Annotated in this window: 6 protein-coding genes; all 6 read left to right on the plus strand. The window is 70.3% G+C overall.

Annotated features, from left to right (window positions below; all coding sequences use genetic code 11):
• The first annotated feature begins 39 nt into the window (after nt 1-39).
• Complete coding sequence (locus ACWFR3_RS14060) at nt 40-2,445, plus strand: sodium-translocating pyrophosphatase (protein ID WP_453734812.1); 2,406 nt, start codon at nt 40-42, stop codon at nt 2,443-2,445.
• Between the two features lie 187 nt (nt 2,446-2,632).
• Nucleotides 2,633-3,214, plus strand: coding sequence for a small secreted protein (locus ACWFR3_RS14065; RefSeq protein WP_453734813.1), 582 nt, complete (start codon nt 2,633-2,635; stop codon nt 3,212-3,214).
• Between the two features lie 174 nt (nt 3,215-3,388).
• The gene (locus ACWFR3_RS14070) at nt 3,389-4,921 is read left to right on the plus strand and encodes a DUF7059 domain-containing protein (protein ID WP_453734814.1); all 1,533 of its coding nucleotides are present in this window, start codon (nt 3,389-3,391) and stop codon (nt 4,919-4,921) included.
• A gap of 364 nt (nt 4,922-5,285) precedes the next feature.
• Nucleotides 5,286-5,483: a hypothetical protein gene (locus ACWFR3_RS14075; protein WP_190084028.1), complete on the plus strand. Its 198-nt coding sequence runs from the start codon at nt 5,286-5,288 to the stop codon at nt 5,481-5,483.
• Nucleotides 5,484-5,780: 297 nt separating this feature from the next.
• A complete protein-coding gene (gene topA / locus ACWFR3_RS14080) occupies nt 5,781-8,612 on the plus strand; it encodes a type I DNA topoisomerase (protein ID WP_453734815.1) in 2,832 nt (943 codons plus the stop codon).
• Nucleotides 8,613-8,758: 146 nt separating this feature from the next.
• A complete protein-coding gene (gene tmk / locus ACWFR3_RS14085; RefSeq protein ID WP_453734816.1) occupies nt 8,759-11,950 on the plus strand; it encodes a dTMP kinase in 3,192 nt (1,063 codons plus the stop codon).
• Nucleotides 11,951-12,028: the final 78 nt, after the last annotated feature.

The raw sequence follows: 12,028 nt of genomic DNA on the forward strand, positions 1-12,028 counted from the left end.
TCCACATCTTGAGCTCAGCCCAAGCGTCAAGGAGGACGAATGGCGGGGCTTTCTACCCCTCATCAGTTTGACCAGCCCACTACCTTCGCAGCCGCAGTACTGACCGACGGAAACCGCCTCATCGTGATGGTCATCGCGGCCGTCGCGATCGCGGCGCTCGCGGTCGCCTGGGTGCTCGTACGCCAGGTGCTCGCGGCCACCGAGGGCACCGACAGCATGAAGAAGATCGCGAAGGCGATCCAGGAGGGCGCCAATGCCTATCTCGGCAGGCAGCTGCGCACTCTCGGTGTTTTCGCCGTCGTGGTGTTCTTCCTGCTCATGCTGCTGCCCGCAGACGACTGGAATCAGCGTGCCGGCCGATCGATCTTCTTCCTGATCGGTGCGGTGTTCTCGGCGACCACCGGCTATATCGGCATGTGGCTCGCCGTACGCAGCAATGTTCGTGTGGCGGCAGCCGCCCGAGAGGCCACTCCGGCGGAAGGAGAACCCGAAAAGGATCTCACCGCCGTTTCGCACAAGGCCATGAAGATCGCTTTCCGCACGGGCGGCGTTGTCGGCATGTTCACGGTGGGGCTCGGTCTTCTGGGCGCCTCCTGTGTAGTGCTCGTCTACGCGGCCGACGCGCCGAAGGTCCTCGAAGGCTTCGGCCTCGGGGCGGCGCTGATCGCGATGTTCATGCGTGTCGGCGGCGGCATCTTCACCAAGGCCGCCGACGTCGGCGCCGACCTGGTCGGCAAGGTCGAGCAGGGCATTCCGGAGGACGACCCGAGGAATGCCGCGACCATCGCCGACAACGTGGGCGACAACGTCGGCGACTGCGCCGGTATGGCCGCCGACCTCTTCGAGTCGTACGCCGTGACCCTGGTCGCCGCGCTGATCCTCGGCAAGGTGGCGTTCGGCGACTCCGGACTCGCCTTCCCGCTGCTCGTTCCGGCGATCGGCGTCGTGACGGCGATGATCGGGATCTTCGCGGTGGCGCCACGGCGCTCCGACCGCAGCGGCATGACCGCCATCAACCGCGGGTTCTTCATCTCCGCGTTCATCTCGCTGGCGCTCGTGGCCGCGGCGGTCTTCGTCTACCTGCCGTCGACCTACGCCGACCTCGACGGCGTGACGGACACGGCGATCGCGGGTCATGACGGCGATCCGCGGGTCCTCGCGGTCGTCGCCGTCGCGATCGGCATCGTCATGGCCGCGCTGATCCAGCAGCTCACCGGCTACTTCACGGAGACCAACCGCCGTCCGGTGAAGGACATCGGCAAGACCTCGCTCACCGGTCCTGCCACCGTCGTACTCGCCGGAATCTCCATCGGGCTCGAATCCGCCGTCTACACCGCGCTCCTCATCGGGCTCGGCGTGTACGGGGCGTTCCTGCTCGGCGGTACGTCGATCATGCTCGCCCTGTTCGCGGTGGCGCTGGCCGGAACCGGCCTGCTCACCACGGTCGGCGTGATCGTGGCGATGGACACCTTCGGTCCGGTATCCGACAACGCGCAGGGCATCGCCGAGATGTCCGGTGACGTCGAGGGAGCGGGCGCGCAGGTGCTCACCGACCTGGACGCCGTCGGCAACACCACCAAGGCCATCACCAAGGGCATCGCCATCGCCACAGCCGTTCTCGCGGCCTCGGCGCTCTTCGGCTCGTATCGCGACGCCATCGCGGGCGCGGCCAAGGACGTCGGCGAGAAAATGGGCGACGGCGCCCCGATGAACCTGGTCATGGACATCTCGCAGCCCAACAACCTGGTCGGCCTGATCCTGGGCGCCGCGGTCGTCTTCCTCTTCTCGGGGCTTGCGATCAACGCGGTGTCGAGGTCGGCCGGATCCGTGGTCTACGAGGTGCGGCGGCAGTTCCGCGAGCACCCCGGAATCATGGATTACTCCGAGGAACCGGAGTACGGGCGGGTCGTCGACATCTGCACCAAGGACGCGCTGCGCGAGCTGGCCACGCCAGGTCTGCTCGCCGTGCTCACGCCGATCGCGGTCGGCTTCTCGCTCGGTGTCGGCGCACTCGGCTCGTTCCTGGCCGGCGCGATCGGCACGGGCACGCTGATGGCGGTCTTCCTCGCCAACTCGGGCGGTGCCTGGGACAACGCGAAGAAGCTCGTCGAGGACGGCCACCACGGCGGCAAGGGCAGCGAGGCCCATGCCGCGGTGGTGATCGGTGACACCGTCGGTGACCCGTTCAAGGACACCGCAGGGCCGGCGATCAACCCCCTCCTGAAGGTGATGAACCTGGTGGCGCTGCTCATCGCGCCCGCGGTCGTCCAGTTCAGTTACGGGGAAGACGCGAGCGCCGGGGTGCGGGCACTGATCGCGGTGCTTTCGATCCTGGTGATCATCGGCGCGGTGTACATGTCCAAGAGGCGAGGCATCGCCGTAGGGGACGAGGAAGGTGATGCCGAGCCGGTAAAAAGCTCGGCTGACCCGGCCGTGGTTTCGTAACACCGGGTCAGACTCTGCCCAACACAGGGGCGGGCGGCGCGTTCTGACGCGACGTCCGCCCTTCGTGCGTCTCGTGAGCCTTCTCTCGCGCTCTCTGCTTGGTGCAAATGGCTGCAATAGGGGTGGTACCGGACCCTCGGCATGCGGTTGTAACCCGGTTGGCGTGTAAGTTCCGGGGCCGAGAGCCATGGAAGGGACCAATCCGGTGAACAAGAAGCTTGCAGCCGCACTGTCCGGCGGTGCGGTACTGGTACTGGCGCTGTCGGGCTGCAGCGACGACGGCAACGAGAAACTGGACTCCTGGGCCAAGGACGTCTGTGACTCGGTTCAGCCGCAGTCGAAGAAGATCGCTGACGCCAACGCGGCGATCCAGAAGGAGACCTCGGACAACAGCTCGCCGCAGGACGTCCAGAAGACCGACTCCAAGGCGTTCCAGGACATGTCCGACGCCTACAAGGCGATGGGCGCCGCGGTGAAGAAGGCGGGCGCCCCGCCGGTCGACGGCGGACAGAAGAAGACCGATGACGCGGTCAAGGAACTGAACGCCATCTCCAAGTCGTACGGCGACCTGAAGAAGAAGGTCGACGGCCTGGACACCAAGAACCAGGCGGACTTCGCCGACGGGCTCAAGAGCGTCGCCGGTGAGCTGGACAAGCTGAGCAAGAGCGGCAATGAGGCCCTGGAGAAGCTGCAGGAGGGCGAGGTGGGCAAGGCGATGAGCAAGCAGGACAGCTGCAAGTCGGCCAGCGCCACGCCTTCCGCCGCCTAGGGGTTGCTCCCCCTTCTTTGGCGTGTTGCCCCGGCGCCCGGGACTACCCCCGGCGCCGGGGCAGCGTTGCGTTCAGCTGTGCCCGGCGGCGTGGTTGCCGCGCTCACCGGTTCCGCCCTGCGGAACGCCTGCCCACAGCGGTGGATACGAGCGTGAACGGGTCACAATGAAGGGGTGAGTATCGCTAGCGCCCCCCTGCCCTCGTCCGATCGTGCCGATGTCTCCGCCCAGCTGCGGGAAGCCTTGCTGGCGGCCGACTTCACCGCTGACGGGCTGCTCGAGCTCCTCGGGGCGCCCGCGTACACGGCGCTCGCCCGCAGCGAGACCGTGCCCGCGCTGCGGGCCACCCGTGGCGATGGGCCCCTTGAGACCCTCGTACGCCTCTTCCTGCTGCAGCGTTCCGTGCCGCACGCGCGCGTGGCGGCCGTTTTGCCGGTCGGCCCTCTTCAGGAGAGCGGTTGGCTGTCCGCGGCGGACGGCGAGGGCGCGCTGAAGGCGACCGTGGACGTGCGGCCCTACGGCGGGCCGAGCGGCGAGGACTGGTTCATCGTCTCGGACCTGGGATGCGCGGTCGGCGGCGCCGGTGGCATCGGCAGCCACGACGAAGGGGTCGTACTCGGCGTGGGCGGGGCGTCCACGACGCTCGCCGGGCTCACGGTGCGTACGCCTGTGGCCAGCGCTCTCGATCTCGGCACCGGCTCCGGGATCCAGGCGCTGCACTCCGCGCAGCACGCCACCCGGGTGATCGCGACCGACCTCAACCCCCGTGCCCTGCACATCACGCGACTCACCCTCGCACTGTCGGGTGCCCCCGAGGCCGACCTGCGGGAAGGCTCCCTCTTCGAACCCGTGGGCGAGGAGACGTACGACCTGATCGTGTCCAATCCGCCCTTCGTGATCTCTCCCGGTGCGCGGCTCACCTACCGCGACGGCGGGATGGGCGGGGACGATCTGTGCCGGTCGCTCGTTCAGCAGGCGGGGGAGCGGTTGAACGAAGGGGGCTATGCGCACTTCCTCGCCAACTGGCAGCACGTGGAGGGGGAGGAGTGGACCGAGCGGCTCCGTTCCTGGGTGCCGCGCGGGTGCGACGCGTGGATCGTGCAGCGCGAGGTGCAGGACATCACGCAGTACGCCGAGCTGTGGCTGCGGGACGCCGGTGACCACCGGACGGATCCGGAGGAGTACGCGGCGCGGTACGACGCGTGGCTCGACGAGTTCGAGGCCCGCAAGACGCGCGCGGTCGGCTTCGGATGGATCACGCTGCGCAAGGCCGCTGCCGGGTCGGGTGCCGCCGAGCCGTCCGTGACCGTGGAGGAGTGGCCGCACCCCGTCGAGCAGCCGCTGGGCGAGACGGTCCGGGAGCACTTCGCGCGGCAGGACTACCTGCGGGCGCACGACGACGCCGCGCTGCTCGCCGGGCACTTCAAGCTCGCGGACGAGGTCGTGCAGGAGCAGGTCGGGCTGCCCGGCGCCGAGGACCCGGAGCACGTCGTGCTGCGCCAGCACCGCGGGATGCGGCGGGCCACCAAGGTGGACACGGTGGGCGCGGGTTTCGCCGGTGTGTGCGACGGGTCGCTGAGCGCGGGGCGCATCCTCGACGCGATCGCCCAACTGGTGGGGGAGGACCCCGTATTGCTGCGCGACCGTACGCCCGCGCAGATCAGGCTCCTCGTCGAGCAGGGTTTCCTGGAGCCTGCCGGCTCGTAGCGGGTCGCACGGGCCGCCGCAGCGGCGGGTGGTACGGGCCGCCGCTGCGAGAGGCGGGCGGTCCAGCCGGGCCGTTGGCGGTACGCATACGGCGTGTCTCGTACGTTTCGGGGACATCGGTCCCCCGTTCTGGGTGGGATGGATGGGCGTCGGCGACCGCCGGACGTACATCGGGAGCCGCTGGACGTACATCGAGAAGGTGGACTGTGCGAACCAGCTCCGGGGTGACCGGTTCCGGTCGAGTCGGGCCGGGTGCCGGGCGGTGATTCAGGCCGGGCGCTCTCTGTTCACCCGGGGTTCGCGCCCCGGCTTTCCGGGCGTGTCAGTTTCCTGACCCGGGAACTCGGTACGGGGAGGCAATGACATGGAGAGCGGACCAGCAATCTTCGCGGGCACGGTATTCGCGCTGTTCGGAGCGGGACTGCTGCTGTGGACCGGGGCACGGGTGGCGCACCGCGCGCCCGTCGCCGACGGTGTGAACCCTGTCGCATCGGCGACACTCGCCGCGCTCGCCGGATCGGGCGCACTGGTGCTCGGAGTGTGGTGTTTCACTCGCATGTGACCGGAAGGGGTCGGCGGCCTCGGGGCGGGTACGGGCCGTAGGCCCGGCGCCGGAGGCGGAGCCGGTGGTGAACTCGGTGGTGAAAGGGCAGGTCGCCACTCCGGGCGGCAGGAATGGCGGTAGTCGGGTTACCGTTCGAGTGGCCGTTGCGGGCTTTTCCCGTTTGACACGGGGGCGGGATGTACCGTCACACTCCGCAGCGTCAGCGCAACTCAAGCGCACCGAGCGAGGCCACGCACCACGGCCACGAGGCCATGCACCGCGGCCACCGAGTACCGACCGGAGAGAAGAGCGAAGTTGTCCCCGACCAGCGAGACCGCAAAGGGCGGCCGCCGACTCGTCATCGTCGAGTCGCCTGCCAAGGCGAAGACGATCAAGGGTTACCTCGGCCCCGGCTACGTAGTCGAGGCAAGCGTCGGGCACATCCGCGACCTCCCGAACGGCGCCGCGGAGGTCCCCGACAAGTACACCGGCGAGGTGCGCCGTCTCGGCGTCGACGTCGAGAACGACTTCGAGCCCATCTATGTCGTGAACTCCGACAAGAAGGCGCAGGTCAAGAAGCTCAAAGACCTGCTGAAGGACTCCGACGAACTCTTCCTCGCCACCGATGAGGACCGCGAGGGCGAAGCCATCGCGTGGCACCTCCTCGAGGTCCTGAAGCCCAAGGTCCCGGTCAAGCGCATGGTGTTCCACGAGATCACCAAGGCCGCCATCCAGGGCGCCGTCGCCAACCCGCGCGAGCTCAACAAGCGCATGGTCGACGCCCAGGAGACCCGCCGCATCCTCGACCGTCTCTACGGCTACGAGGTCTCGCCGGTCCTGTGGAAGAAGGTCATGCCGCGCCTGTCGGCGGGCCGTGTCCAGTCCGTGGCGACCCGCCTCGTCGTCGAGCGCGAGCGCGAGCGCATCGCCTTCCGCTCCGCCGAGTACTGGGACCTGACGGGCACCTTCGGCACCGGCCGCACCGGCGACGCGTCCGACCCCTCGCAGCTGGTCGCGCGCCTCACCACGGTCGACGGCAAGCGCATCGCCCAGGGCCGCGACTTCAACTCGGTCGGACAGCTCAAGTCCGACACCCTGCACCTGGACGAGGCCAACGCCCGGGCGCTCGCCGCGGCCCTGGAGAACACCCGGTTCGCGGTCCGCTCCGTCGAGTCCAAGCCCTACCGCCGCTCTCCGTACGCGCCGTTCCGTACGACGACGATGCAGCAGGAGGCCAGCCGCAAGCTCGGCTTCGGCGCGAAGGCCACGATGCAGGTGGCCCAGAAGCTGTACGAGAACGGCTTCATCACCTACATGCGTACGGACTCCACGACGCTGTCCGACACTGCGGTGACCGCCGCACGCGCGCAGGTCACGCAGCTCTACGGCAGCGACTACCTGCCGGACAAGCCCCGCACGTACGCCGGCAAGGTCAAGAACGCGCAGGAGGCGCACGAGGCGATCCGCCCCTCGGGCGATCGTTTCCGTACGCCCGCCGAGACCGGCCTGACCGGCGACCAGTTCCGCCTCTACGAGCTGATCTGGAAGCGGACCGTCGCCTCCCAGATGAAGGACGCGGTCGGCAACTCCGTCACGGTCAAGATCGGTGGCACGGCCGCCGACGGCCGCGACGCCGAGTTCAGCGCGTCCGGCAAGACCATCACCTTCCACGGCTTCATGAAGGCCTACGTAGAGGGCGCGGACGACCCGAACGCCGAGCTCGACGACCGTGAGCGCAGGCTCCCGCAGGTCAGCGAGGGCGACGCGCTGTCCGCCGACGAGATCACCGTCGACGGCCACGCGACCAAGCCGCCGGCCCGCTACACCGAGGCCTCGCTGGTCAAGGAGCTCGAAGAGCGCGAGATCGGCCGCCCGTCGACGTACGCGTCGATCCTCGGCACGATCCTCGACCGCGGCTACGTCTTCAAGAAGGGCACGGCCCTCGTGCCGTCCTTCCTGTCCTTCGCCGTGGTCAACCTCCTGGAGACGCACTTCGGGCGCCTCGTGGACTACGACTTCACCGCACGCATGGAGGACGACCTCGACCGCATCGCGCGGGGCGAGGCGCAGGCCGTGCCGTGGCTGAAGCGGTTCTACTTCGGCGAGGGCGACGACGCGGGTGCCGCATCGAACGCGGGCAACGGCGACGGCGACCACCTCGGCGGGCTCAAGGAACTGGTGACCGACCTGGGCGCGATCGACGCCAGGGAGATCTCCTCCTTCCCCGTCGGCGACGGCATCCTGCTGCGCGTCGGCCGCTACGGCCCGTACATCGAGCGCGGCGAGAAGGACTCGGAGGGCCACCAGCGCGCCGACGTGCCCGACGACCTGCCGCCGGACGAGCTGACCGTCGAGTACGCCGAGGAGCTGCTCGCCAAGCCGAGCGGTGACTTCGCGCTCGGCACCGACCCCACATCGGGTCACGAGATCATCGCCAAGGACGGCCGCTACGGCCCCTATGTCACCGAGGTGCTCCCCGAGGGCACCCCGAAGACCGGCAAGAACGCGGTCAAGCCGCGGACGGCCTCGCTCTTCAAGTCCATGTCGCTCGACACAGTGACGCTCCAGGACGCCCTGAAGCTGATGTCCCTGCCGCGCGTCGTCGGTACGGACGCCGAAGGCGTGGAGATCACCGCGCAGAACGGCCGCTACGGCCCGTATCTGAAGAAGGGCACGGACTCGCGGTCCATCGAGACCGAGGAGCAGCTCTTCAGCATCACGCAGGAAGAGGCTCTGGCGATCTACGCCCAGCCCAAGCAGCGCGGGCGGGCCGCCGCCAAGCCGCCGCTGAAGGAGCTCGGCGAGGACCCGGTCAGCGGGAAGCCCGTCGTCGTCAAGGACGGCCGCTTCGGGGCGTACGTCACGGACGGCGAGACGAACGCGACGCTGCGGGCAGCCGACAGCGTCGAGGACATCACCGCCGAGCGGGGCTACGAACTGCTCGCCGAGAAGCGCGCGAAGGGTCCGGCCAAGAAGACCGCCAAGAAGGCGGCGAAGAAGGCTCCCGCGAAGAAGACCGCCGCAAAGAAGACGGCTGCAAAGAAAACGGCCGCCAAGAAGACGACGGCCGCGAAGAAGACCACTACGAAGACTGCGGCCGCCAAGAAGACCGCCGCTTCGGCCGCGAAGGCGTCCGACGCCGAGTAGGCGGCCGAGTAGACGGCTGCTACGCGTACGTACGCGTAGTTCTGTCCGCGTCGTTCAGTACGGCGCTGTGAACGTGTGAACCGAAGGGGCGTCCATTTGTTCGGGCGCCCCTTCGGAGTGTCCGGCCGTCCAGATAGGCTGGACGGATGACGCGTGCCGAGCAGCCAACGGTCGGAAACCCGGCCCCCGACGACGCCCTGGTCGCAGATTCCCGAGAGCGTGCTGTCCGCGCCTTGCTGCGCGTGCCGCAGCTGAAGCGCCTCTGGAGCGCTCAGCTCGTCGGTGGTGTCGGCGACGCCCTCGCCCTCCTTGTCCTGGTGGTGCTCGCGCTGCAAGCGGCCATCGCCGAGGGGGCGTTCGGGGGCGGCTATCGAGGGGTGGCGTTCGCCGTCACCGCTGTCTTCGGAGCACGCGTTCTCGCGACGCTGCTCTTCGGGGCGGTGCTTCTGGGGCCGCTGAGTTCGATCACGTCACCGGACGGGCCGCTCGACCGGCGCTGGACGATGGTCGTGGCGGACGGCCTGCGCGCCGCGCTGCTTATCGTCGCGCCGCTGTGGATCGACTGGACGCCGGACAACGCACTGGCCATGCTGCTCGTCACCGCCTTCGTGATCGGTGTCGCCGAGCGATTCTGGACGGTCTGCCGGGAGAGCGCGGCGCCCGCGCTGCTGCCCGCGCCGCCCCTGGAGGGCGCCACGGTGCGCCCGCTGCCGGACCACATGGACGCTCTGCGGCGCCTGTCGCTGCGTACGGGATTCGTGGCGGTGCCCATCGCGGCCGCCGCGCTCGTCGCCATCACCCTGGTCGGCAATCTCCTGGGTGCCGGACTCGACTGGTTCGAGGTGCACCAGGCGGGGCTCGGCTCGTTCGTCGCCGCGGGCCTCTTCGCGGCCTCCCTCTCGATCGTCTACTTCCTCGAACTTCCCGCCACGCAGACGCCACGCGCGCGTAGCCCGCTCGAGGGCCTGCGCAGGCCGCGTACCGGCAGTGGCGCCGACAAGGGCCGCACCGGCGCGATCCCGCTGCTCGTCGCCGCCTGCGCCGCGATCGCCGGAGCCGTCGCCGCCGCCGTGGCGGTCGCCGTGCTGCACGCCAAGGACCTGGACGGCGGGCCCGTCACGTACGGCCTGATCGTTCTCGCGCTGACCGGCGGCACCGTCGTCGGCATCCGCACCGCGCCGTCCCTGCTGCCCACGCTCCCGCGCCGTCGGCTGCTCGCGCTCGCGATCGCCCTCACCGGTGTCGCGCTGCTCGCCGCGGGCCTCGTGCCCGACCTGACGACCGTGCTGCTGCTCCTGGTGCTCACCGGAGTGGCCGCGGGCATCGCCGCGCACACCGGGCACGCGCTGCTCGACCAAGAGGTCGAGGATTACCGCAGGGCGCGCACGACGGAACATCTCCAGGCGGTCGTACGCCTCTTTGTCGCGGTCGGCGCGCTCGTGGCCCCCGTGGTCGCGGCGGCGATCGGCCCGCACCGCTTCGTCAACGGCAAGTTCGTGTTCGACCACGGAGGCGCCGCCTTCACGCTGATGCTGGTGGGCGCGCTGCTCCTGCCGGTGGCCGCGCTGGTCCTCGCCAAGATCGACGACCGGCAGGGCGTGCCGCTGCGGCACGACCTGCGGGACGCGCTGCGCGGCGGCGACGACCCCGTGCAGGGGATCGCGGCCGCCGGATTCTTCATCGCCCTCGAGGGCGGCGACGGCGCGGGCAAGTCGACGCAGGCCGAGGCGCTCGCCGAGTGGATCCGGGCCAAGGGCCACGAGGTCGTCGTGACGCGCGAGCCGGGCGCCACGCCGGTCGGCAAGCGGCTGCGCTCCATCCTGCTCGACGTGTCGTCCGCCGGTCTCTCGCACCGCGCCGAGGCACTTCTGTACGCCGCCGACCGCGCCGAGCACGTCGACACGGTCGTACGTCCGGCCCTTGAGCGCGGCGCGGTCGTCATCTCCGACCGGTACATCGACTCGTCCGTGGCGTACCAGGGCGCGGGGCGTGATCTGTCCCCGACCGAGATCGCCCGGATCTCCCGGTGGGCGACGGACGGGCTCGTGCCGCATCTGACGGTGCTGCTCGACGTGTCCCCGGAAGCCGCCCGCGAGCGGTTCACCGAGGCGCCCGACCGTCTGGAGTCGGAGCCCGCCGAGTTCCACGCGCGCGTGCGGTCCGGTTTCCTGACGCTCGCCGCGGCCGACCCCGGGCGGTACCTGGTGGTCGACGCCGCTCAGGAGCCGGAGGCGGTCACGACCGTCGTCCGGCACCGGCTCGACCTGATGCTGCCGCTCTCCGAGGCCGAGGTGAAGGCGCAGGAGGAGGCCCGTAAGGCGGCCGAGGAAGAGGCCCGCCGCAAGGCCGAGGAAGAAGCGCGCCGCAAGGCCGAGGAGGAGCGGGTCGAGCGCGAGCGCCAGGAGCAGCTCGCCAAGCTCCGTGCCGAGGAGGAGGAGCGCAAGCGCCGCGAGCTGGAGGAGGCGCAGCGCCGCGAGGCCGAGCGCCAGGCCGAGGAGGCCAGGCAGCGCGCCGAGGAGGCCAAGCGCCGTGCCGAGGAGGAGCAGGCACGCCTGCTCGCCGAGGAGAAGGTGCGGGCGGCCGAGGAGGAGCGGCGCCGCCGCGAGGCGGAGGAAGAGGCGCGGCTGCGGGCCGAGGCCGAGGCGCGGCGGGTCGAGAAGCAGCGCAAGGCCGAAGAGGCGCTGTTGCGGGCCGAGGAGGCGCGTCGCCTTGCCGCGGCTTCGGCGGCGGCCGCGGCGGCGGCTTCGACCGCTACGTCTGTGGCTGCCTCGACTCCGGCTCCTAAGCCGGCGCCCAAGCAGGCCCCGAAGTCAGCCTCTGGGCAGGCTCCGAAGCAGGACTCGGCTCCGTCCGGTTCGCCTGCGGACGCCGTGCCGGACAACGAGACGACTGTGCCCACGCCCGTCGTGAATCCGGACGCGCTGAGGCCCGGCGCGGCTCCGGGCGCGGGCGCGGCTCCGGCTTCCGCCGCGGACGAGACGGCGGTGCTGCCTGCGGTGCGGGACACGTCCTCCGGTCACTTCGGCTCGGAGGAGACCGAGGTGCTGCCGCAGCCTCCCGTTCCGGGGGCTGCCGACGAGACGGCCGTGCTGCCCGCGGTGCAGGAGGACAAGGTGCCGCCGGGGTACTTCCGCGACGAGCGGCCCGCGCGGTCGCAGGGCGGCGGGAACGACCGGACCCGTGAGCTGCCCCAGGTCGACGAGCAGGGCCAGCCCCGGCAGCGGCCCCGCTCGGACTGGGCGGAGGAGACTCCGCTGGATGATCTGCCCACGCTGGCGGACGAGTTGCTGGGCTCGCGGGACGAGGACGAGGACGGCCGGGGGCGCAACGGGCGCTGAGCCGCCGCTGAGCCGCCGCTGGGACGGCCGGCTCCTGTCAGGGACAGGGGCCGGCCCGCGTTGTCAGTGGCGTGCTCC

It is taken from the genome of Streptomyces sp. NPDC055189 (assembly GCF_053606765.1).

Coding starts and splice junctions, on each gene's coding strand:
- tmk (WP_453734816.1), top strand. CDS start 8,759: ATGACGCGTGCCGAGCAGCCAACGGTCGGAAACCCGGCCCCCGACGAC.
- ACWFR3_RS14060 (WP_453734812.1), top strand. CDS start 40: ATGGCGGGGCTTTCTACCCCTCATCAGTTTGACCAGCCCACTACCTTC.
- ACWFR3_RS14075 (WP_190084028.1), top strand. CDS start 5,286: ATGGAGAGCGGACCAGCAATCTTCGCGGGCACGGTATTCGCGCTGTTC.
- ACWFR3_RS14065 (WP_453734813.1), top strand. CDS start 2,633: ATGGAAGGGACCAATCCGGTGAACAAGAAGCTTGCAGCCGCACTGTCC.